This is a genomic window from Castellaniella hirudinis (assembly GCF_042651965.1).
Taxonomy (GTDB): domain Bacteria; phylum Pseudomonadota; class Gammaproteobacteria; order Burkholderiales; family Burkholderiaceae_B; genus Castellaniella; species Castellaniella hirudinis.
Genome location: NZ_JBHSDY010000002.1, coordinates 413,583 through 435,055, shown reverse-complemented (window position 1 = coordinate 435,055; position 21,473 = coordinate 413,583). Strand labels below are relative to the sequence as shown.

Below are 21,473 nucleotides of genomic sequence, written 5' to 3'. Positions count from 1 at the left end.
CGCGCTATGAGGCGCCGGTCTCCGGTAGCGTTTACCGTTTGGGCAGCAGCTTGAGTCCCGGTGCGGGAGAGTCGGAATGATCGTCGGGCGCCTTTTTATCCGCGGAAGGCAAATCTATCCAGCGCGCCACGCCTTGCTCGCATTCCTGGACGACAGGAAAGTAGAGCGTGCTGTTGGGCGTCAACTCGCCGCTCAGGTACCCGACGAAAACAAACTCATCGTAGTAATCGTCTGGCAGCGGGCCGCCGGTCCAGATTACTTCCTTGACGCCTGAGCGGACCTTGGTGCCGTATCGCATGTGCGGCTGGGCATAGTCGCCCTTGATGGTTTCGAGCGACCACCCAGCTTTGGGCTGGGGCTTGACGCCCACGACACCTTCCGGAATGCGGATGCGGATTTTTGTGGTGGCGGAGCCTTTGCAGCCGTGCGGGACGCTGAAAATGGCTTTGTAGCCGCTGTCGATGGGGGCTTCTTTGACTTGAAGCGTGACGTGCGCGTGGGCGGATGGAATAAAAACGAACGCGGCCAACAGAGCGGCGGCGCGTGCGTGAGCACGAAGAACAGACATGAAAAAACCTCGGAATGCAGATTACCGGGAAGCGACCGAGCCAAGCAGGATCGCCGAAGAGGTATTAACCGAGGTTTGAAGGAGGGGCGCGCGAACCTAGCGGCGGGCCCAGCGCGGGCAGTGGCGGCTGGGCTTGGTTGCGGTGCGACAGCGATACAGGATGATGCGTGATGACGCCTACTAGCGCGGGGGCGTCCTGGCCGGGTATCAGCGCCTGCGACGCGACCATGCCGAAAGGGCAGTCCTGCTTATCGAAGTGGTCGGCGGGAGAAGGCTGGTTTGGTTGTCCGTCCAGATCCACCAGCAGGGTGCTGATGCCGCCGCCCATCGTGCAGAAGGTAATTGAAAACTTGCCGTCGCGCCCACCAGACAGGTCGGGCATATAGCCCATGGGGATCACCGCCCGACACAGGAACGACAGAACCGTCAGGCAAAATAAAACTTGCCAGATTCTCGTACTCCTATGCCGAAGTGGTTGCCTATGGGCGGACATGTTTCGAAGTATATTACAAATGAAGTCTTTTCTACCCGATCTGGCTGCCATGATGGTTCGTGTACGAAATTGGAAGCCGAGACTCCCGGGATGTTAAATGGCATCCCCCGGATTGAGGCCTATCAATCAGGATGGGGCGCACGCCTTACGCATGCACATGCACGTTGGACTCTTCGATGGCTGACGACTATTGGCCGATCAGTCTTGCAAAGCCCGGGGGAATGTGTAAATAATGGTGTCCATTCCCGTTTCTCGAACTGGAATTATTCCTTGTTAATCAAGGAGATGTATGGGTCTTGTGATACCCATCACCCGCTCCGGAATCCCCTCATTTTTGTGTCTGTGAGCCATGCGACCTCTCGCATGATCCTTTCTCGGGAAGGTTGCTGCCGATGCATTCAAATTTGAACGAAAATTATTATTAATAAATCATATTTGAGCTTTTAATACTTTGGATATTGAATCAGGGTTTATTTGCGCATATATTCAAATATGAATGCCTGAAGCAGGAATCAATTCATATCTGAACAGGTGAGCAGATGGGTACTTCTCCGCAGAAACGTTCCGGCACACAGGTGGCCCTCCCCATGCCCGTGGGCCGGGCTTTGCGTGGTCTGGGGCAGGACATCTCGGCGGCGCGCCGCCTGCGCCGTCTGAGCCAGGAAGACTTGGCGCAGCGTATCGGCACGTCGCTCAGCACCGTGCGGCGCATGGAAGACGGCTATCCCGGTACGGCGCTGCATACCTTTCTGCGCGCGTTGCACGTGCTGGGCCGTCTCGAGGACATGGTCAAGGTGATGGCCATGGAAAATGACGCGTTGGGCATGGAATTGGTGCGCGAGCAGTTGCCTCAGCGGATACGGATGGCCCGTGGCAACACCCCACGGTCGCGGCGCGGCGCCGTGGCCAAAGATGACAGCAGCGCCGGCTCGTATACAGACGAGCTCGAGGGTTTCTGATGGTGAGCCGGTCATCCCCAAAACCCTGAACCAAGCAGTCAATCAGCACTGGACGCTGATCAGCCCTCGTCCCTCTACAAGCCGTCCGCCTCACAAGGAACCCACCATGAAAGCCGTGCTGTTCGAAGCCTTCAATCAACGCCCGAAGCTGGTCAATCTGCCGGACCCTGCCCCCGAACCGCATGGGGTCGTGCTCAAGGTGGAGGCTACCGGCGTGTGCCGCAGCGACTGGCATGGATGGGTGGGGCACGACACGGATATCACCTTGCCGCACGTGCCGGGGCATGAGCTGGCGGGGGTGGTCAAGGCCGTGGGCAAGGATGTGACCCGCTGGAAGACCGGCGACCGCGTCACCGTACCCTTCGTCGGCGGATGCGGCGCCTGTCCCGAATGCCATGCGGGACACCAGCAGGTCTGTCATCACCAATTCCAGCCCGGCTTCACCCACTGGGGATCGTTTGCCGAGTACGTCTCGCTGCATCAGGCGGACCTCAATCTGGTGGCCTTGCCGGAAAGCGTCGGATTCGCCACGGCGGCCAGCCTGGGCTGCCGTTTCGTGACTTCGTTTCGCGCTGTCGTGGATCAGGGCAAGGTCGTGGCGGGGCAGTGGGTGGCGGTGCATGGCTGCGGCGGCGTGGGCCTGTCCGCGATCATGATCGCCAACGCACTGGGCGCCAATGTCGTGGCGATCGATATCGCGGAAGACAAGCTGGCGCTGGCCAAAAGCCTGGGTGCGGCCGTCACGCTCAATGCCCGTTCGGTCGCCAGTGTGCCCGAAGCCGTGATGGAGGTGACGGGCGGCGGGGCGCATGTCTCGCTGGATGCGCTGGGCCACCCCGAGACCTGCTGCAATTCCATCCTGAGTTTGCGGCGGCGCGGCAAGCACGTGCAGGTCGGCCTGATGCTGGGCGATCACAGCACGCCCGCCGTGCCGATGAGCCGGATCATTGCGCATGAGCTGGAAATCCTGGGCAGCCATGGCATGCAGGCGCATCGCTATGATGTGATGATGTCCATGATTCTGTCCGGCAAACTGAAGCCTGAGCTGCTGGTCGGCCAGGAGATCAGCCTGGAAGAGTCGATCGATGCGCTGATGACCATGGACCGGTTCCCGGGAACCGGAACCACCGTCGTGACCCGGTTCTAAGGGGTTCCCCAGCCCGGCCTTGGCCCCTGCTAGCCCAACTCGAAACTCGTCACGCCAAAGATGCGGTCCGTGGCGATTTCTGGCGGATCGCGGCGATACATGCGCGCGGTGCCGAACACTTCGTGCATCCCCAGATCGGCGGCCAGGCGGACGGCTTCGGTGTTCACTTCGGGGACGTCCAGGTAAACGGGTTCGTCGTCCGCGATGCCGTGGCATAAGGCCAGCAGCAGGGGCTCTGCAATGCCGCGGTGATCGGCAAACAGGGGGCCGATCTTCCAGCCTTCGCGGCAGCGGCGAATGGCGCCGTAGCCGCGTCCGCGATGTTCCGGGACGACGATGTAAAAGCCCAGGAAACCGAAGCCGTCCCCGTAGCGCACGGCCGAGATGCAGCCGATGGGCACGTCATCCAGCAGGCTGATCAGAAAACCGCCCGGGTCCGCCGCATAAAAGCTGGCCGCATCATGCAGGCCTGGATTCCAGCCTTCTCGGGCGGCGAGATCCATGGCGAAATTCAGTTCGTCCCGCCGCATCGTGCGGATTTGATAGCGTGCCGCCATGGCAGGCTCCTGTGAGGGGTCTTGAGGGGGCGATCACTGCGATTCCGGCCATCATGGCCGAAATCCCCGGGCCTCACAAGCCATTCTCCACCATCCGCAGCAGCCGCAGGCTGAGCGCCATCCGCATGTCTTGGGGCGCATGACGCAAGGGGCCGTCAATGATGAGCAGGGCCAGGCCGTGGACCGAGGACCAGGCCAGGAATTCGGCGCCGGGCCGCCGCTCGGCGGGCAAGACGCCTGACTGCACCAGGGTGTCGAGGGCGTAACTCAAGAGTTCGAACGGATTCAGGCCTTTGTCGGCGGCACGCGCAGGGTCCGGCGGGACTTCGACATCGAAGGCGCCGAACGCGAAAGCGGTGCGGAACCAGCCGGTTTCCGCCTGCGCGAAACCCAGATAGCCGCGCCCGATGGCCGCCAGCATGGCGCGGGCGCGTTCGGTCGGATCGGGCAGGGCCTCGGCGGTGTGCAGTTCGATCTCCATCGCGCGCGCCAGCGCGCCCAGGGTTGCGGCGCGCACGGCTTCGAACAAGGCCTGATGGTTGGCGAAATGGCGGTAGGCCGCATTCGGCGCGACGCCGGCGCGGCGCGTGGCTTCGCGCAGCACCACCGCCTGCGGACCGCCTTCGCGCGCCAGCGCCAGGCCTGCTTCGATCAAGGCGGCGCGCAGGTCGCCGTGGCGATAGGTCTTGCGCGGCTTGGGCGCGGCGGACGAGGACGGGCGATCTGTGTTCGAGGGCATTGTTTACAAAAACGTACATTTTGAATGTGGACGCTGTTCATTTTAGCCTTCAATATATGTGGACGGTGTTCACAAACGTGACATCGGCGTGACATCGGAGCATCGACTCCCCTACGCATTCATCCACACCAGGAGACATCCATGCAATTCGTGCCTTATCTGAACTTCGATGGCAACGCTGCCGAAGCCATGGCGTTCTATGCGGAACTGTTCGGCGGCCGCATCCTGTACCAGTCCACCTTCGGCGAGATGCCGCCTGACGCAGGCATGCCGCCGCTGCCGGAGGCCGCCAAGAGCCGGCTCATGCACGTCCACCTGCAGGTGGGGGCGCAGTCCATCATGGCCTCGGACGCGATGCCGGAGATGCCGGGACAGGCGGATGAAGCCTGCGGGGGCGGCTACCGGAAACCGCAAGGCCTGTGGGTCGCCATCCAGGTGGAGAATACAGCCGAGGGACAGCGCGTGTTCGACGGCCTGGCCCGGGGCGGTCAGGTGACCATGCCGTTTCAGGCCACGTTCTGGTCGGCGGGTTTCGGGATGGTGACCGACCGTTTCGGCACGCCCTGGATGGTCAACATCCCCAGCGCAGCCTGAAGGCGCAGGCGTCTGCTTCCACGCTTGGAGAACCTGCATGAGTCACTCCTATCGCTGGGTCATCGTCGCCGTCGGCGGCTTGCTGGGTTGCGTCGCTTTCGGCGCGATGTTCTCCCTGCCGGTTTTCCTGCGGCCGATGGCGCAGGATACGGGCTGGTCGGTGACGGGCATTTCCGCCGCGATGACCATCGCGTTTCTTGCCATGGGCGTGGCAAGCCTGGGGTGGGGCGGCCTGTCCGACCGCTATGGCGCGCGTCCCGTCGTGTTTGGGGGATCGGTGGTGCTGGCGGCCAGTCTGGCGCTGGCCAGCGGGGCCTCGTCGCTGGGTGAATTCCAATGGGTGTACGGCCTGCTGGTCGGGGGCGCGACGGCGGCGATCTTTGCGCCGATGATGGCGTGCGTGACCGGCTGGTTCGACACGCAGCGCAGCCTGGCCGTCTCGCTGGTCTCTGCCGGCATGGGCATCGCCCCCATGACCATGGCCCCGCTTGCGGGCTGGCTGGTCGAGCATCACGGCTGGCGGACCGCCATGCTGGTGATTGCGTGCATCGTAGCCGTGCTGATGATCCCGGCCGCGCTGCTGGTGCGCCGGCCGCCGGCGCTGGAGGCCGGACCTGTCGGCGAGGCCGCAGGGGCCGCTCCGGTGGACATGACGGTCGATCAGGCCGTGCGTTCGCGGCCGTTCATCCTGCTGATGGCGGCGAATGTCTTCTGCTGCGCGACGCACTCGGGGCCGATCTTCCATACGGTCAGCTATGCCATGACCTGCGGTATCTCGACGATCGCGGCGGTGTCGATCTACGGCGTCGAGGGGCTGGCCGGGATGTTCGGCCGCCTGGGCTTCGGCCTCGCGGGCGACCGGTTCGGCGCCCATCGCGTGCTGGTCCTGGGGCTGCTGGCGCAGGCGTTTGCCGTGTTGGCCTATGTGTCCGTCAGCAGCCTGGGAGGCTTTTATGCCGTGGCTACCATGACCGGCTTTATCTACGCCGGGACGATGCCGCTGTATGCCGTGCTCATCCGCGAGAATTTTCCCTTGGGCATGATGGGGACCTTGATCGGCGCGTCGGCCATGGCAGGCAGTCTCGGCATGTCTTCGGGGCCTTTGCTGGGCGGCTGGATCTACGATCACATGGGCAGTTACGCGCTGATGTACGTGGGTTCGGCCGGCCTGGGGCTGGTGGCGATGCTGATCCTGATGGCGTTCCGGCCGTTTCCCGATAAAGGCGCTCTCGTGGCGCGTGCCGGTTGAGCGTCCGCTGTTTCCCGGTTCGTGCGACATTGAATGCAGTACCCTTGAGCATTGTCCCAATGCCTGTACGACCGCATGCAAAGCGATCTTTTCGGAGAAGCCGTTGCCCCGCCGCCGGCCAAAGCGGCCTCTGCTGCGAAGCCGACGCCCGCCGCCCGCCGGAATGCGCCCAAAGTCCGGCCCGCGTCCTCCATGGAGGATTGGCTCGGACCGGCGCAGCGGCTGCCGGCATCGTTGCGGTTCGGGGTTTCGACCTGGTCCTATCCGGGTTGGGACGGCCTGATCTGGGACGGTGAGTACGATCCGGGCACGTTGTCGAAGCATGGCCTGGGAGCCTATCATCGGCATCCGCTGCTGCGCACGGTGTGCGTGGACCGTACCTTCTGGCGTCCTTTGACGGTGGCTCAGTATGCCGCGTATGCGGGCCAGGTCGACGATGATTTCCGCTTCGTCGTCAAATGTCCGGCCTTGGTCACGGACGCCCAGGTGCGCGGCGACGAGGGCAAGGCGCTCAAGGCCAATCCGGACTTTCTCGATCCACGCCTGGCCGTCGAGCACTTCGTGCAGCCGACGCTCGCGGGGCTGGGCGCCAAACTGGGCGTGCTGGTCTTTCAATTGAGTCCGCTGTCCCTGCATTGGCTCGGCCGTCCCGCCGCCCTGCTGGAGGGTTTGGAGCGCATGCTGGCGGCGGTCCGGCAGGCCCTGGCCGAGTCCCCGGCCGTGATCGTTGCCGTGGAAGTCCGGGATCCTGAATTATTGAGTCAGGCCTTGGTCGACACGCTGCAGGCGCAGGGCGCCACGTTCTGCCTGGGCCTGCATGGCAAGATGCCGCCGATCCAGGATCAATTGCCCATGCTGCGGGCCTTGTGGCCGGGCCCGCTGGTCTGCCGCTGGACCTTGAATCGTGTCTTTGGCGCCTATGGCTATGCCGATGCGCAGAAAAAGCACGCGCCCTTTGATGCCATCGTCAGCGAAGACCTGCATACGCGCGCCGCGCTGGCGCGCACGATCCAGGGGATCACGGGTGCGGGGCAGCCGGCCTACGTGATCGTCAGCAACGATGCCGAGGGCTGCGCGCCGTTGTCCATTCAGAGGCTGGCGCAGGCGGTGCCAGGCTAGTCCCGCAAAAAACCCTGGAACGCCGCCTCGATCGTCTCGCGGCCGATGTCGCGCGTGATGAAGACCAGGCGCGATCGACGGTCTGCGCTCGGCCAGGCGGGCAGGGTGATGGGCGGGTGGATGATGTGCTGCACGCTGTGGATCACCAGCGGCTGGTCCTGGCCCGCGATGTTCAGGATGCCCTTGACGCGCAGGATGTCCGGTCCGGCGAGGCCCCGCAGCACGTCCAGCCAGGCGGTCAATCTGTCGGCAGGGATCGGATCATCGACGGCAAAGCAGAACGCCCGGATGTGGTCGTCATGTCGATTGACGTCGTGGTGGTGATCGTGCGTGTGGCCATGCGCTTGGTGCTGCGCGTCGTCCGCATAGGCTGCCTCGTGCAGCCAGCGCGCGACGTCCGGGGCCTTGCCCTCGGCCGAGAACAGGCCCAGGTGCAGCACCGCGTCGGCGGCAAGGGCGCCGTGCCGGACCTCGTGACGCGGCGCGGCCGGGTTGATCGCGGCGAGCCGCTGCAGCAGCATCCGGCGTGCCTCGGCATCGGCCAGGTCGCCTTTGGTGAGCAGCAGGCAATCGGCGATCGCGGCCTGGCGCACGGCCTCGGGGTGGCGGTCCAGCGTGGCGTTGCCGGCGGCCAGGTCCAGGGCGACGACGATGCCGTCCAGGCGATACTGCTGGGCAAGTTGCGGATGGGTCATCAACGTATGCATGATCGGCGCCGGATCGGCCAGACCGGTGGTTTCGATCAGCACGCGGCGGAACTGCCGCCGGCCGTTGCGCGAGAAGCGCCACGTGATGTCGCGCAGCGTCCGGACCAGATCGGTGCGGATGGTGCAGCACAGGCAGCCGCTGCTCATCTCCGTGACGGCGTTTTCGGTGCTGTGCGCCACCAGCATGTGGTCCAGCGGCATGTCCCCGAATTCGTTGATGATGACCAGGGCATCGGCCAGTTCGGGCTGGCGCACCAGGTGATTCAGGACTGTGGTCTTGCCGCTGCCCAGAAAGCCCGTCAGGAGCGTGACGGGGATGGGAGAGGAGGACGCAGGGCTCATGAGGGCAGCACCCGCTGCTCATCCATCAACAGCACGATCAGCACCAGCATGGCGCAGCTCAGGAACATCACCGCCTTGGCCTGTCCGTCCCAGATGGGGGACTGCCACATGCAGAACCATTCGCCGCCGATGATCACGAAGCCGACGAAGTAGGTCAGGAAGATCAAGGTCAGTCCGCAGGCCGCGGCGGCCTTGGCGCGGATGAACCGGGCGCGTGAACGCCAGGCACGGAACAGCCGGAGCGCGCCGAACGTGCAGAGCGCGCCCATCGTCCATTCTGCGGCGATGATCAGCCAGTAGGCGAGGGCCTGCAGCCTGGGATCGGTGATGGCGCGGTGCTTCAGCGCATTGTCCGGAAACACCGTGTCCATGGCCAGCACGTGCTGCACGAACTGCCAGTTGGCGTCGTAGTCGACGATGTTGTTGAAGGCGATGAGCAGCGCCCACAGGCCGACGGCGAGCACCATCCCGGCCTTGAGCAGGCGGATCGTCGTCTGTTCGTTCCAGGGCTCGCGGTTGGGGCTGGGCATATCGTGTGGTCATGAAGTGAACCGCAAGCACTATACCGACCGGGTCGAGGCGCTGGCAAGACGAGAGCGGCGCAGGGTAGGACCCGCCGTGCCTGCGGGTACGGGCCCCGCAGGCTTGCACACATGACACGCCGGATTTATTTCCCGGCCGTCAGCGTATTGAAGCTGTTGATCAGGTTCCGGTAGTCCGGGATGTGGTTGGAGAACAGCGTGCCCAGGCCTTCGATGTCGTTGCGCCAGTCGCGGTGCAGTTCGCATGCGGCGCCGAACCAGGTCATGAGCTGGGCGCCGGCCTGTTCCATGCGGCTCCAGGCCGCCTGCTGCGTCATGGCGTTGAAGGTGCCCGAGGCGTCGGCGATGACGAAGACTTCGAAGCCTTCCTCCAGGGCCGCCAGCACCGGGAAGGCCACGCAGACCTCGGTCACGACGCCGGCGACGATGAGCTGCTTCTTGCCGGTGGCCTTGACCGCCTTGACGAAGTCCTCGTTGTCCCAGGCGTTGATCTGGCCGGGGCGGGCGATGTAGGGGGCGTCGGGGAATTTTTCCTTCAGCTCAGGCACCAGCGGACCGTTGGGGCCGTTTTCGAAGCTGGTGGTCAGGATGGTGGGCAGCTTGAAGTATTCGGCCATGTCGGCCAGGGCCAGTACGTTGTTCTTGAACTTGTCCGGGTCGATGTCGCGCACCAGGGACAGCAGGCCGGTCTGGTGGTCCACCAGCAGCACGGCGGCGTTGTCCTTGTCGAGACGGATGTAAGGCTTCTTGCTCATGATGATCTCCTTGGGAGCGTGGGGGAAAGGGGAATTTGCGCAGGCCGGGGCGGCGCGAGGCGGCGGGCCTGCCGGCCCGCAACACAACGCGGGGCGGCAGGCTGGTCGCTCAGTGAACCGGCACCGCTTCAGTTGCCGGGATGCCGCCGAAGCGGCCGCTGCGGAAGTCTTCCAGCGCCTGCCGGATTTCTGCCTCGCTGTTCATGACGAACGGGCCGTAGCCGACGACGGCTTCGTCGATCGGTTCGCCCGACAGCCACAGCAGCGTGACCTCGTTGTTGGCCTCCAGGTGCACCGTGTCGGCCGCACGGTCCATGTGCACCAGTTGGCCGGCGCGGACGATCTCCTGTCCGTTGACCTGCAGCGTGCCGTGCAGCACCACCAGCGCCAGCGTGCGGCCCGGCGGGGACTGGAGTTCCGCCGTGGCGCCGGCCCGCAGCCGCACGTCCCAGACGTCGATGGGCGTGAAGGTCCGCGCCGGGCCGCGGCTGCCCGCGTAGTCGCCGGCGATGACGCGCAGGCGGCCGGCGTCGTCAGGCAGCGTGACCTGCGGGATGTCGGCGTTCAGCAGGGTCTGGTAGCCGGGCGCGGACATCTTGTCCCGGGCCGGCAGATTGACCCAGAGCTGCACCATTTCCAGCGGGCCGCCGCTTTGGGCGAAGGCTTCGGAATGGTATTCCTCGTGCAGGATGCCCGAGGCCGCCGTCATCCACTGCACGTCGCCGGGGCCGATGGTGCCGCCCGCGCCGGTGGAGTCGCGGTGAGCCACTTCGCCCTCGTAGACGATGGTCACGGTCTCGAAGCCGCGATGCGGGTGTTCGCCCACGCCGCGTCGCGTCGTGGTGGGCGCGAAGGTCTGGGGACCTGCGTGATCCAGCAGCAGGAAGGGGCTCAGGGCTTTGCCGTGGTTGTCATAGCTGAACAGCGAGCGCACGGGAAAGCCATTGCCCACCCAGTGGGGACGCGGGGCTTCGTAGACACCGAGGATTTTCTTCAGCATGGTGTTTCTCCTGAGACAGGCCTGCGGTCCGGGCGGACGAGGCAGGCGTTGAACATAGGGAGATTATGGATTTGGAACGATGAGCTGAGTAGTCCATAATATTCAGTCTCAGCGTTCTATTTATAAAACGATGAAACTGCCGGATCTGAACGAGCTGTACTACTTTGCCCAGGTGGTGGAACACGGCGGCTTTGCACCTGCGGGCCGGGCCCTCGGTATTCCAAAGTCCAAACTCAGCCGCCGCGTGGCGCTGCTGGAAGAACGCCTGGGGACGCAGCTCTTGCTGCGCTCCACGCGCAGTTTCGCCGTGACCGAGGTGGGACAGCGTTATTACCAGCATTGCCGCGCCATGCTGATCGAGGCCGAAGCGGCCGAGGAATCCGCCGCGCTGGCGCACGCCGAACCTTGCGGCGTGGTGCGCATGAGCTGCCCCGTGGCGCTGCTGGCGGCGCGGGTGGGCGGCATGCTGGGCGAGTTCATGCAGCGCTATCCGCGCGTGGAGCTGCGGGTGGATGAAACCAATCGGCGCGTGGATGTGGTGGGCGAGGGACTGGACCTGGCGATCCGCGTGCGCCCGCCGCCGCTGCAGGACAGCGAACTGGTGCTGCGCACCCTGGCCGAGCGCCGTCAGTGCCTGGTGGCCGGTCCCGCGCTGCTGCGGCGCATGGGCACGCCCACCGGGCCGATGGATTTGTCCGAGTGGCCCAGCCTGGACATGGGCCGGCCGCAGGAAACCCACCGCTGGGTGTTGTACGGACCCGATGCGGTGCGCACCGAGGTGCGCCATCAACCGAAGCTGGTGACGCAATCCATGCCGGCGCTGCGCGACGCCGCTCTGTTGGGCGCCGGGGTGGTGCAACTGCCGAATATGTTCATCCAGGAGGATATCCGCAGCGGTGCGCTGGTGCGGGTGCTACCGGGCTGGGAGCCTCGGCCCGAGATCATCCACGCCGTCTATGCCTCTCGGCGCGGACAGTTGCCCGCCGTGCGCGCCTTGCTGGATCACTTGGCTGAGCGGTTTGGGGCGTTGCAGGAGGAGTAGCGCTGGCGCCGGCCTTTCCGCCCGCGCGCCGGCCCTAGGCCCCAAACCCCAACCCGATCGCCAGTCCGCCGCCCATCACCCCCAACCCCGCGACGCCCAGCGCCAGGACGACCCGTTCGGACCGGCTGAACGAGCGGCTGACCATGACCAGGGACGGCAGGCTGACGGGCGGCAGGGTGACGAGCAGCGCGGCGGCCGGCCCGACGCCCACGCCCAGCGCCAGCAGGGCCTGGACGATGGGCACTTCGCCTGCGGTGGGGATGACGAACAGGGTGCCGACCAGCGCGGCGCCCAGAATCCACAGCAGGCCGTTGTCGATGCTGAAGTCCAGCACGGGAAACAGCCAGGCGCGGGCGGCGCCCAGCAGCAGCACCAGGACCAGGTATTCGGGCAGCAGCCGCAGCGCCATGCCGGTGAAGGCCCGGGCCCAGCGCCGTAGAATCCGGCCGGGCTGGAAATAGGCCGGGTCGGTTTCAACGGCGGTCGCCGTGGAGTCGGCCGATGCGTTGGAAGGGCCGCCCGCCCGGCTCATGCGGTTCAGCGCCCAACCCAGGCCCAGCACCATGACCAGGCCCAGCGCCAGGCGCAGGCCCACCCAGTGCCAGCCCAGGACGAAGCCCATGAAAATCAGGGTGGCGGGGTTGAGCATGGTATTGCCCAGCCAGTAGGCGGCCGCGTTGCCCGGGGCGGCGCGGCAATGGCGCAGGCCATTGATGACCGGCGTGGCGCAGCAGGTGCACATCATGCTGGGGATGGACAGCAGGCCGCCCGTGACGACGCCGCCGGCGTCCGGCCGGCCCAGCCAGCGCTCGATCCAGCGCGGCGGCAACAGCGTCTGCAGGGCGGAACCCAGCAGCAGGCCCAGCAGCATGGCTTTCCAGATGGCCAGGCCGTAGGCCTTGGCGTAGCCGAGCGCGGCGTTCAGAGAAGGCGCGGGCGGGGCGTCCTGGCCTCCCGTCAGGATGGAGGCGCCGATGGAGTGCGTCTCGGCGGCCGTGAAAGCGCGGTCGTAGTACGGCGACCATTTGACGTAGAACAGGCCGATCAAGGCGATCAGCACCACCAGGGCGATGCCCCAGGCGGGATGGCGGGCGGGGGCGGACGGGCTCAACGCAGCCTCCGCAAGGCATGACGGCGGATGGACGAAGGGGAAAGGCGGATCATGGAGATGAATGGGAGGGTGCGAAGCTGGAATCATAAACTACCGTTTCGCGTCAAAGCGCAATGACGACAGGCACATGGCCGCCGACGGTCCACGCCATGGTATGCCTGCGGGATGGTGCGTTTCCGCGTCCGCTTCTACAATCTTCAAACATCCACTTTTGTTTCCTGGAGCCCTCCATGAGCCTGTCCCCCTTCCACCTGGCCATTCCCGTGTACGACCTGCCCGCCGCCCGCCGCTTCTATGGCGAGGTCTTCGGCCTGGAAGAAGGCCGTTCCAGCGCGCAGTGGGTGGACTTCAACTTTTACGGTCATCAACTGGTGATCCACGAGCATCCCCGGACGGCGTCCCAGGAAAGCGCCCATACCAATCCGGTGGACGGGCACGAGGTGCCGGTGCCGCACTTCGGCATCGTCCTGGAGTGGGCGCAGTGGGAAGCCCTGGCGGAACGCCTGAAGTCCTTCGGCACGAAGTTCGTCATCGAACCCTACGTCCGCTTCAAGGGCCAGGTGGGCGAGCAGGCCACCATGTTCCTGCTGGACCCCTGTGGCAACGCGCTGGAATTCAAGGCGTTCAAGGACCTGGGCCAGTTGTTCGCCAAATAAACGTCCTGCCCTGCGTGACTCGGATCGTCACGCCCGGCTTTGACGCGGGGCCGGGGTCGGTGTCAATATCCCGGCCATGCCCCGATTCCTGCACACTGCCGATTGGCAGATAGGCCGCCAGTACGGCCGTTTCGCCCCCGAGGACGCCACGGTCCTGGCCGAGGCCCGTTTCGCCGTGGTCGAGCGCATCGCCGCGCTGGCGGCGCGTGAACGCGTCGATGCCGTCCTGGTGGCGGGCGACGTGTTCGACGCCCAGGCGGTGTCGGACCGCACCATCCGGCGCCTGTTCAATGCGTTGCAGGGCTACGCAGGCCCCTGGATCCTGATCCCCGGCAATCACGACGCCGCCTTGGCGGAAAGCGTCTGGACCCGCGCGCAGCGGCTGGGCGCGGTGCCCGCGCATGCGCATCTGCTGTTGGAACCGGGCGTGCGCGCATTTCCAGAACTGGGCTTCGCGGTGCTGGCGGCGCCCCTGACGCAGCGGCAGACGCATGACGATCTGACCACGTGGTTCGACGCAGCGGAAACCGGCGAGGGCCTGGCGCGCATCGGCCTGGCGCACGGCAGTGTCCAGGGCATCCTGGCCGAGGATATCGATTCCCCCAACCCGATCGCCGCCGACCGGGCGCAGCGCGCGCGGCTGGATTATCTGGCGCTGGGCGACTGGCACGGCTTCAAGCAGATCGACGCGCGCACCGTGTACAGCGGCACGCCGGAGCCGGAACGCTTCCGCGACAATGGTTCTGGCCAGGTCGTGCGGGTGGACGTGCCGGGTCCGGGCCAGGCGCCGGCCGTGGCGCCCCTGGACATCGGCCAGTATCGCTGGCTGGCCTGGAACGAGGCCCTGTCGGTCGCCTCCGACCTGGATCTGCTCGTCGAACGCCTGGACGGCCTGCCGCCTGAGACCGTGCTGGATTTGACCCTGGTCGGGGCCATCGACCTGGCGGGCGCGCAGCGCCTGGATCAGGCGCTGTCCGTGGTGCAGGGCCGCTGCCGCAGCCTGCAGGTCCATCGGGCCGGCCTGCGGCTGGAGCCCACCGACGAGGACATGGCTGCGTTGCGGGCCGACGGCTACGTGGGCGAGGTGATCGCCCAATTGCGCCAACAGCAGGATGCCGACGCGGATGGCGCGGACACCGCGCGCGAGGCGCTGGCGATTCTGGCGGGCCTGCTGAGCCAGGACGCGGGAGCGGCATCATGAGACTCTTGCGCCTGCGCGTCGAACACCTGCGGCGTTTCCGCGCGCCGGTGGAAATCCGCGATCTGGAGCCCGGCATCAATCTGTTCGCCGGCCCGAATGAATCCGGCAAGAGCACGCTGGTGCGGGCGATCCGCGCAGCGTTCTTCGAGCGTTTCAAGTCCAATGCCGCGGAAGACCTGCAGCCCTGGGGCGATACGTCCGCCGCGCCCAGCGTGGAACTGGAATTCGAATGGCAGGGCGCGCACTGGAAGCTCAGCAAACGCTTCCTGAAGCAGAAACGCTGCGACCTGGAGATCGGCGCCCGGCGCTTCAACGGCGACGAGGCCGAGGAAAAACTGGCGGAACTGCTGGGCTATCAATTCCCCGGAAAAGGGCCGAGCAAGGCCCAGCATTGGGGCGTGCCCGGCCTGCTGTGGATCGAGCAGGGTGAAGGCCAGGTCTTGCGCGAATCGGTGGCCCACGCGGGCGCTTACCTGAAATCCGCCCTGGGCGAGAGTCTGGGGGATCTCGCCAGCAGCGCGGGGGATGCGCTGATCGCCCGGGTCGAGGCCGAACGCGCCAGGCTGCTGACGGCGTCCGCCGGGCGCCCCACGGGGGAATACGCGGAGGTCCTGCGGCAGCACGAGGACGCCGGGGCGCGTCTGACGGCGCTCGACCGGGATATCGCCGCGTATCGCCAGCAGGTGGACCGTCTGGCCGAACTGCGCCGCCTGCGCGCCGAGGATGAGGGCCGGCCTTGGGAAGCCTACCGCCGGCAGGCCGCGGACGCCCAGGCGAAGCTGGCCGAGGTCCGGGGCTGGCGCCAGGCCCGGGCGCGCGAGGCGCAGGATCTCGAGCATTGCGTCGCCAGCCTGCAGCACGGTCGGGATCAGCAGGCGGCCTATGCCCGCCAGCACCAGGAACTGGAGCAGCGCGCCCGGGACCGGGACGCGACCGGGCTTCAGGTCAGCGAATTGCTGGCCGACCGGCCGCGGATCGACGCGCAGGTCGAGCAGGCGCAGGCGGCCTATCGGATGGCCGAGGCCCGCCTGGCGACGGCGCGTGGGCAAGCCAAGCGCGCCGTGCTGGCGGCCGATCTGCGCCGCTTGACGGCTGAACAGGCCCGGCTGGCGGCCGACCTGGAACAGGCGCGGACCTTGCAGGCGCGCGTGCAGGCCTTGCGGACCCGTTTGCAGGGCATCCGGCCGGACGAGACGGTATTGAAGCAGTTGCGCTCGCTGGACCGAGGGCTGGCCGAACTCGATGCGGTCCGGCAGTCCGCCGCCACACGACTGGCCTACGACCTGCTGCCGCAGCAGCATATCCAGGCGGGGGACGAGTCTCTGACGGGCCGGGGCGAACGCCTGCTGCTGGAACCCGTCGCGCTGGACGTGCCGGGCATCGGCCGCCTGCACATCCGGCCCGGAGGCGAGGATCTGGCCGATTTGGCCCGTCGCCGCCAGGAGACCCGTGCCCGGTTTGACACGCTGCTGGCCGGCCTGGGAGCGGCGGACCTGCGGCAGGCCGAGGATCAGGCCGAACAGGCCCGCGCCCTGAAACAAGAGATCGAGCTGCATGAATCCCGCCTGGACGGGCTGGCGCCGCAGGGCGTGGATGCGGTGTCGAACCGGCTGGCGCTGGTCGAGCAAGAGCGGCGGACCCGGTCCGAATCGCTGGCGGCCCTGCCGCAGGACCCGGCCGGGGCGGATGCCGGGACCGGCGCCGGCACCGGCACCGATCAAAGCGGCACTGCGCAGGCCATCACCGAGGCTGCTCCTGAGCCTCTCGCCGAGGCCCAGGCCGAACGCGAGCTGGCCGCCGCGCGCGAAAGGCTGCAGGCCGCCGAACGCCAGGCGGCCCAGCATGCCCAGGCACTGGGCCTGGCGGAGCAGGCCGGCCGCACGGCCGTGGCTGAATGGCAGCGGCTCCGGGACGCGATCCAGGCGCCGGAGCGCCAGCGGCAGGAACAGGAGCTCACCGCCCGGCTGGCGGCGCTTCAGGCACGGGAAACGGCGGTGCGGCAATCGCTGGACGCACTGGACGCGCGGATCGCCGAGGCCCGTCCGGAGATTCTGGAACAGGACGTGCAACGGTTCACCCGCACCGCCGCCCAGATGGAGCAGGCCGCCAAGGAACGCCGCGAAGAAACCATCCGGGTGCAAAGCGGGCTGGAAGCGCTGGGCGCGCATGGCCTGGAAGAACAGCGCGCCGATCTGGCCCGCGAGGCGGAATTCATCGCCCGGCGCCGCGACGAACTGCAGCGCCGGGCCGAAGCCCTGGACTTGCTGCTGGAGATGTTGAGAACCGGCCGCCAGGCGTTGACCCGCCGCATCCAGGCGCCCTTGCAACGCCATCTGAACCATTATCTGCACCTGCTGTTTCCGCAGGCGCAACTGGACGTGGACGAGGACCTGCTGCCTGAGCGGCTGGTCCGCACGGGGGCGGACGGCGCGGTGCACGAGGCGGTGGACGCCCTGAGCTTTGGCGCGCGCGAGCAGATGGGCCTGATCAGCCGCCTGGCCTACGCCGACCTGCTGCGCGAGGCGGGCCGGCCCACCCTCATCATCCTGGACGATGCGCTGGTGCATAGCGACCACGCGCGCCTGGACGGCATGAAGCGCATCCTGTTCGACGCGGCGCAACGCCACCAGGTGCTGTTGTTCACCTGCCATCCCGACCGCTGGCGCGACCTGGGCGCGCGAGTCGTGGAGATGGGGATGCTGGGGGCGGCGTAGGCCGGCTTGCGCCGGGTCAGCGGCTGGCGCCGTCGTAGGGGGTGCGTTTCAGGGTGTCCAGATCGGCCTCGGGGACGCAGCGCAGGTTGATGCCGCGAGAGAGAGTCCCGTCGGGCAGTGCGCCCAGCGCCATGGGCTGGGTGCCGCAGGTCCGGCAGAACTGGTGCTCGATCTTGTGCGTGTTGAAGCGGTAGGATTGCAATGCGTCCTCGCCCTGGTCCAGATGGAACTGGTCGACGGGAAAGAACGCCAGCAGCATGCCCTTGATGCGGCAATGCGAGCAGTTGCATTCGATGGCCTGGGTGGGGAGGGCGGCGTCGATGGTGAATCGGACGGCGCCGCAATGGCAGCTTCCTTGGAATGACATCAGCAGGCTCCTGGTGCGACCGGGGCCGGGATGGCAGTCGGTCAAGAAGGCAGGATAAACCACTGGGTGGAGGAAACGCCAGGTCAGTCCGTCGCCGTGGGTTTGGCCGGAGGCGGGGCCGGCGTTCCGCCGGCTGGTCGCAGCGGCGACACCCCCACCAGATCGCCGCTCGGGTCCTGCACCAGCTTTTCGCCCAGGTAATCCAGGAACGATCTCAGCGCCGGGGACATGCCGCGCCGCGACAGGTAGGCGGCGTGCACGATGCCGGAGGCCAGCGACCAGTCGGGCAGGATGCGTTCCAGCCGCCCCTGGGTGATGTCCTCGTGGCACATATAGTCGGGCAGCACGCCGATCCCCACCCCGCCCAGAATGGCGAAGCGCAGCGTCATCAGATCGTCGATGACGCAGGCGGGGCGGCAGGCCGCCTCATGCCGCGCGCCCTGCGGACCGAGCAGACGCAGGCGCACCTTGCCGCCCGCCGCCGACATGCTGACCGCGTCAAAGCGCTCCAGATCGGCAGGCTGGGCCGGCCGGCCGTGGCGTTGCAGCAGCTCCGGGCTGGCGACCAGCAGGCCGTGGCTCAGGCCGAATTGCTTGATGATCGCGCTGCCGCTGTCGTCCAGGGTCGGACGGACCCGCAGGGCGAGGTCCACGCCTTCTTCAGCCAGATCAACCACCCGGTTGCTGACCAGTATTTCCAGACGCACCTTGGGGTGGCGCGCCAGATAGTCGGGGATCAGGGGGCCGAGGGTGGACTGGGCCAGGGTGACGGGGCAGGACACCCGCAGCGGGCCGCGCGGTTCGGTCAGGATCCGGGCGAGTTCCGCCTGGGCCTGGTCCGCCTGATCGCGCACGGCGACGCAGTGGTGGTGATATTGCTCGCCCGCTGCCGTCAGGGACAGTTTGCGGGTGGTCCGGTGCAGGAGTCGCACGCCCAGCTCGGCTTCCAGCCGGGCGATGCGCCGCGACAGCCGCGAGGTCGGCAGGCCCAGTGTCCGGGCCGCGCCTGCGAAGCTGCCGTGATCCACGACTTCGGCGAAATAGCGCATGTCGTTCAGGTCGTGCATGATGGATTCACACCAAAAATAGAACAATCTATCTTGTTCAAGACATCTTATCAATGATTCAAGCTTAATGGACAATGACGTCCATCGTCACTTGGACATCCGCACGAGACACTCATCATGAAACTGTTGCACATCGATTCCAGCATCTCCGGCCCGAACTCCGTCACGCGCAGCCTGACGCGTCAGATCGTCGAGCAGCAGCGCGCTGCGCACCCCGACCTGCAGGTCGAGTATCTGGATCTGGCCTCGCAGGCTCCCGGTCCTCTGTCGCTGGACGCGCTGGGCTTCCGTCTGCCGCCTTCGGCTGAATCCCTGACCGACGTGCAGCGGCGCGAGAACGAAGTCTCCGAAGCGCTGGTCACCCAGTTGATCTCGGCCGACGTGGTGGTGATCGGTGCGCCGCTGTACAACTTCACCATCCCGGCCCAACTGAAGGCCTGGCTGGACCGCGTGGCCCAGGGCGGCCGCACCTTCAAGTACACCGAGAACGGCCCGGTCGGTCTGCTGGGCGAAAAGACCGTGATCCTGGCGCTCAGCCGCGGCGGCGTGTATTCGACCAGCGACGCCGGCAACGCCATGGAGCACCAGGAAAGCTACCTGAAGACGATCTTCGGCTTCATGGGCGTGACTGATTTCCGTGTCGTGCGCGCAGAAGGCATGGACATGGGTCCCGAAAGCCGCGAGCGCGGTCTGGCTCAGGCTCAGGAAGACATCCTCGCGTTGGCGGCTTAAGCCGGCATCGGCAGCCGTCCGTCCACCAGAAACGCGTCGAGCGGGTAGGTGTGGACGGCGCGCTCGCCGACCGGCTTGAACGCGACTTCGCGGGCGCTCAGTTGGCATAGCCAGGGATGCATGTCCCGAGGGGCTTTGCCGGTCAGGGCGCGCGGGGTGAACAGGCCGACGCACAGCCCCTGCGCGGGGTCGCGCGCCGAGCGGTATTCAAAGGCCTCGATGCCCGCCGCGCGCATGTCGGTGCCCAGTGTGTGGGTCGCCTGATAGTGCGCGGGATCCGTCAGCACCGCCCGGTGCGCGTCAAAGGGCGGCTCTTGCAGCCGCAGACCGTGTTCGGTGCGGTAGCCGACGGAAAACAGGGTGTGCTGGCTCTGGATGGCGTCCCCGGCGGGGGGCGCGTCCATGGAAAACCAGAAAACGAAGCGGTAGTAGGCGGATTCGGCCAGCGTCGCGCCCGGATCCCGGCCGCCGTAGAACAGGCTGGGCTCGTGAGGCCGTCCGAAGCGCGACCCCCAGGGCAGCGGCGGGTAGCGAAACGGCGTGCGCAGCAGGTAGTGCAGGCGCGCGCCCTCGGCGGGCCAGGGCGGCTTGGCCGCGTCCAGCAGGGCTTCCAGGACGGCCTGTTCCTCCAGCGTATCGACGTAGCCCAGGGTGGCGATGTGCTCCTGGCTTTCGACCAGCCGATGCAGCAAGCCCTGGATCGGGCCGATGTGGTCTTCGCCCGCGCAGTCCCGCCACAACCCGCCGGCCCCGGCCGGTGCCTCGCTGCCCGTGCCGTGGCGGTCCGAGGTCAAATCTTGCCCCGCATCGCGTCCACGAAGCGCAGCACCGTGACCAGCCCCTGGATCGTGGCGATCTGTTCGGCCGGCACGCCGCCCGTGACGCGGTTCGGGGCGTGCATGAAATGCCGGATCCATTCGACGTCGCCGCCCGTGAGCGCGTAGAGGGCGCGGGCCAGCCGCACCAGCAGCAGGGCCAGTTCGCCCTGTTTGGACGCGGGATCCAGCGACTGCGCGGTCTTCATCCGGCTGATGGCGGTGCGATGCATGCCCAGCACGTCGGCCAGCCCCGCCTGACGCAGGCCGAGCTGTTCGGCCGCGCGCAGGACGGCCTTGGCCAGCACGGCGTCGGGTGCGGGTACGGACACGGTGTTCGGCAGGGCGGTCATGGCGATGTCCATAAAATGTTCATCATGCACATATTATGGTTCATTGGTGCGAATTGCACAATGATTGAGTCATGAGGGAGCCGCGAGAAACGGCTGTCAAGGGCCGCCTGCGCAGGGCGGGGCTCCGGTCGTTGGCGGCGGGGTTGGACTCAGTCGCGGAAATTCTGGAACTGCAGCGGCAGTTCCACGTCCGTCTTGCGCAGCAGGGCGATGACCTGCTGCAGATCGTCGCGTTTTTTACCGGACACGCGCAGCTTGTCGCCGTTGATCTGGGTCTCGACCTTGATCTTGGCCTGCTTCACGGCGGCGATCAGTTTTTTCGACACGGCCTGTTCGATGCCTTGCCGGATGGTGATCTTCTGGCGGGCGCCGCCCAGGTTTTCCAGCGGATCGTCTTCCTCCATGCAGCGCACGTCGATGCCGCGCGCCGACAGGCGGCCGCGCAGGATGTCGATCATCTGCTTGAGCTGGAAGGCGCTGGGCGCCACCTGGGTGACGACGTAGCCTTCCAGTTCGAAGCTCGCGGCCGTGCCCTTGAAATCGAAGCGGGTGGCGAGTTCGCGGTTGGCCTGGTCGACGGCGTTGGTCAGTTCGTGCTTGTCGACTTCGGAGACGACGTCAAAGCTGGGCATGAGGGCTCCTGG

24 protein-coding genes are annotated in these 21,473 nt (G+C 66.5%); 10 read left to right on the top strand and 14 right to left on the bottom strand.

Features of this window, described 5'->3' with window-relative positions:
* Positions 1-31: 31 nt before the first annotated feature.
* Together ACFO0J_RS04185 and ACFO0J_RS04180 are read right to left on the bottom strand one after the other, a co-directional pair.
* Positions 32-568 carry a YcnI family copper-binding membrane protein gene (locus tag ACFO0J_RS04185; protein ID WP_376811792.1) on the bottom strand — a complete coding sequence of 179 codons (537 nt, stop codon included), beginning with the start codon at positions 566-568 and terminating at the stop codon, positions 32-34.
* 64 nt (positions 569-632) lie between these two features.
* A complete protein-coding gene (locus ACFO0J_RS04180) occupies positions 633-1,061 on the bottom strand; it encodes a DUF2946 family protein (RefSeq protein WP_376811998.1) in 429 nt (142 codons plus the stop codon).
* 539 nt (positions 1,062-1,600) lie between these two features.
* Between ACFO0J_RS04180 and ACFO0J_RS04175 the strand changes: the two genes are divergently transcribed.
* Together ACFO0J_RS04175 and ACFO0J_RS04170 are read left to right on the top strand one after the other, a co-directional pair.
* Complete coding sequence (locus ACFO0J_RS04175) at positions 1,601-2,020, top strand: helix-turn-helix domain-containing protein (protein WP_376811791.1); 420 nt, start codon at positions 1,601-1,603, stop codon at positions 2,018-2,020.
* Positions 2,021-2,126: 106 nt separating this feature from the next.
* The gene (locus ACFO0J_RS04170; protein ID WP_376811790.1) at positions 2,127-3,167 is read left to right on the top strand and encodes a zinc-dependent alcohol dehydrogenase family protein; all 1,041 of its coding nucleotides are present in this window, start codon (positions 2,127-2,129) and stop codon (positions 3,165-3,167) included.
* 29 nt (positions 3,168-3,196) lie between these two features.
* Here ACFO0J_RS04170 and ACFO0J_RS04165 read toward each other — a convergent pair whose 3' ends face one another.
* Entirely contained in the window at positions 3,197-3,724 is a 528-nt protein-coding gene (locus ACFO0J_RS04165) for a GNAT family N-acetyltransferase (RefSeq protein ID WP_376811789.1), read from the bottom strand.
* 73 nt (positions 3,725-3,797) lie between these two features.
* The gene (locus ACFO0J_RS04160; RefSeq protein WP_376811788.1) at positions 3,798-4,463 is read right to left on the bottom strand and encodes a TetR/AcrR family transcriptional regulator; all 666 of its coding nucleotides are present in this window, start codon (positions 4,461-4,463) and stop codon (positions 3,798-3,800) included.
* Between the two features lie 141 nt (positions 4,464-4,604).
* On the opposite strand from ACFO0J_RS04160, the gene ACFO0J_RS04155 reads away from it, so the two are divergent.
* From ACFO0J_RS04155 to ACFO0J_RS04145, 3 genes are all read left to right on the top strand, one after another.
* Positions 4,605-5,057, top strand: a complete 453-nt coding sequence (locus tag ACFO0J_RS04155) for a VOC family protein (protein WP_376811787.1) — start codon at positions 4,605-4,607, stop codon at positions 5,055-5,057.
* Between the two features lie 37 nt (positions 5,058-5,094).
* Positions 5,095-6,306 (top strand): MFS transporter, encoded by a 1,212-nt coding sequence (locus ACFO0J_RS04150; RefSeq protein ID WP_376811786.1) that lies wholly within the window; start codon positions 5,095-5,097, stop codon positions 6,304-6,306.
* A 75-nt stretch (positions 6,307-6,381) separates the two neighbouring features.
* The gene (locus ACFO0J_RS04145) at positions 6,382-7,425 is read left to right on the top strand and encodes a DUF72 domain-containing protein (protein WP_376811785.1); all 1,044 of its coding nucleotides are present in this window, start codon (positions 6,382-6,384) and stop codon (positions 7,423-7,425) included.
* Here the strand turns inward: ACFO0J_RS04145 and ACFO0J_RS04140 are convergent.
* The 4 genes from ACFO0J_RS04140 to ACFO0J_RS04125 form a co-directional block, all read right to left on the bottom strand.
* Positions 7,422-8,474 carry a CobW family GTP-binding protein gene (locus tag ACFO0J_RS04140; RefSeq protein ID WP_376811784.1) on the bottom strand — a complete coding sequence of 351 codons (1,053 nt, stop codon included), beginning with the start codon at positions 8,472-8,474 and terminating at the stop codon, positions 7,422-7,424. The two genes, ACFO0J_RS04145 and ACFO0J_RS04140, sit on opposite strands and share 4 nt — an antisense overlap.
* Positions 8,471-9,004, bottom strand: a complete 534-nt coding sequence (locus ACFO0J_RS04135) for a DUF2165 family protein (RefSeq protein WP_376811783.1) — start codon at positions 9,002-9,004, stop codon at positions 8,471-8,473. The genes ACFO0J_RS04140 and ACFO0J_RS04135 overlap by 4 nt, the downstream gene beginning before the upstream one ends.
* A gap of 137 nt (positions 9,005-9,141) precedes the next feature.
* On the bottom strand, positions 9,142-9,771 hold the full coding sequence (gene ycaC / locus ACFO0J_RS04130) for an isochorismate family cysteine hydrolase YcaC (RefSeq protein ID WP_376811782.1): 630 nt from the start codon (positions 9,769-9,771) through the stop codon (positions 9,142-9,144).
* A gap of 109 nt (positions 9,772-9,880) precedes the next feature.
* Complete coding sequence (locus ACFO0J_RS04125; protein ID WP_376811997.1) at positions 9,881-10,768, bottom strand: pirin family protein; 888 nt, start codon at positions 10,766-10,768, stop codon at positions 9,881-9,883.
* A gap of 133 nt (positions 10,769-10,901) precedes the next feature.
* Between ACFO0J_RS04125 and ACFO0J_RS04120 the strand changes: the two genes are divergently transcribed.
* Complete coding sequence (locus tag ACFO0J_RS04120; RefSeq protein WP_376811781.1) at positions 10,902-11,813, top strand: LysR family transcriptional regulator; 912 nt, start codon at positions 10,902-10,904, stop codon at positions 11,811-11,813.
* 34 nt (positions 11,814-11,847) lie between these two features.
* On the opposite strand, the gene ACFO0J_RS04115 is transcribed toward ACFO0J_RS04120, so the two are convergent.
* Positions 11,848-12,924: a permease gene (locus ACFO0J_RS04115; RefSeq protein ID WP_376811780.1), complete on the bottom strand. Its 1,077-nt coding sequence runs from the start codon at positions 12,922-12,924 to the stop codon at positions 11,848-11,850.
* A gap of 230 nt (positions 12,925-13,154) precedes the next feature.
* Between ACFO0J_RS04115 and ACFO0J_RS04110 the strand changes: the two genes are divergently transcribed.
* From ACFO0J_RS04110 to ACFO0J_RS04100, 3 genes are all read left to right on the top strand, one after another.
* Complete coding sequence (locus ACFO0J_RS04110) at positions 13,155-13,580, top strand: VOC family protein (protein WP_376811779.1); 426 nt, start codon at positions 13,155-13,157, stop codon at positions 13,578-13,580.
* 76 nt (positions 13,581-13,656) lie between these two features.
* Positions 13,657-14,781 (top strand): metallophosphoesterase family protein, encoded by a 1,125-nt coding sequence (locus ACFO0J_RS04105; RefSeq protein ID WP_376811778.1) that lies wholly within the window; start codon positions 13,657-13,659, stop codon positions 14,779-14,781.
* Positions 14,778-17,495 carry an AAA family ATPase gene (locus tag ACFO0J_RS04100; protein WP_376811777.1) on the top strand — a complete coding sequence of 906 codons (2,718 nt, stop codon included), beginning with the start codon at positions 14,778-14,780 and terminating at the stop codon, positions 17,493-17,495. The genes ACFO0J_RS04105 and ACFO0J_RS04100 overlap by 4 nt, the downstream gene beginning before the upstream one ends.
* A 16-nt stretch (positions 17,496-17,511) precedes the next feature.
* Here ACFO0J_RS04100 and ACFO0J_RS04095 read toward each other — a convergent pair whose 3' ends face one another.
* Both ACFO0J_RS04095 and ACFO0J_RS04090 read right to left on the bottom strand, forming a co-directional pair.
* Positions 17,512-17,862: a GFA family protein gene (locus ACFO0J_RS04095; RefSeq protein WP_376811776.1), complete on the bottom strand. Its 351-nt coding sequence runs from the start codon at positions 17,860-17,862 to the stop codon at positions 17,512-17,514.
* An 83-nt stretch (positions 17,863-17,945) separates the two neighbouring features.
* Positions 17,946-18,929 carry a LysR family transcriptional regulator gene (locus ACFO0J_RS04090; RefSeq protein ID WP_376811775.1) on the bottom strand — a complete coding sequence of 328 codons (984 nt, stop codon included), beginning with the start codon at positions 18,927-18,929 and terminating at the stop codon, positions 17,946-17,948.
* A 117-nt stretch (positions 18,930-19,046) separates the two neighbouring features.
* On the opposite strand from ACFO0J_RS04090, the gene ACFO0J_RS04085 reads away from it, so the two are divergent.
* Positions 19,047-19,661: an FMN-dependent NADH-azoreductase gene (locus tag ACFO0J_RS04085; protein ID WP_376811774.1), complete on the top strand. Its 615-nt coding sequence runs from the start codon at positions 19,047-19,049 to the stop codon at positions 19,659-19,661.
* On the opposite strand, the gene ACFO0J_RS04080 is transcribed toward ACFO0J_RS04085, so the two are convergent.
* The 3 genes from ACFO0J_RS04080 to ACFO0J_RS04070 all read right to left on the bottom strand — a co-directional run bounded on the left by ACFO0J_RS04080 (position 19,658) and on the right by ACFO0J_RS04070 (position 21,461).
* Positions 19,658-20,455, bottom strand: coding sequence for an RES family NAD+ phosphorylase (locus ACFO0J_RS04080; RefSeq protein WP_376811773.1), 798 nt, complete (start codon positions 20,453-20,455; stop codon positions 19,658-19,660). The two genes, ACFO0J_RS04085 and ACFO0J_RS04080, sit on opposite strands and share 4 nt — an antisense overlap.
* Positions 20,452-20,829, bottom strand: coding sequence for an MbcA/ParS/Xre antitoxin family protein (locus tag ACFO0J_RS04075; protein WP_376811772.1), 378 nt, complete (start codon positions 20,827-20,829; stop codon positions 20,452-20,454). Before ACFO0J_RS04075 ends, ACFO0J_RS04080 begins: the two co-directional genes overlap by 4 nt.
* A 149-nt stretch (positions 20,830-20,978) precedes the next feature.
* A complete protein-coding gene (locus tag ACFO0J_RS04070; protein ID WP_376811771.1) occupies positions 20,979-21,461 on the bottom strand; it encodes a YajQ family cyclic di-GMP-binding protein in 483 nt (160 codons plus the stop codon).
* Positions 21,462-21,473: the final 12 nt, after the last annotated feature.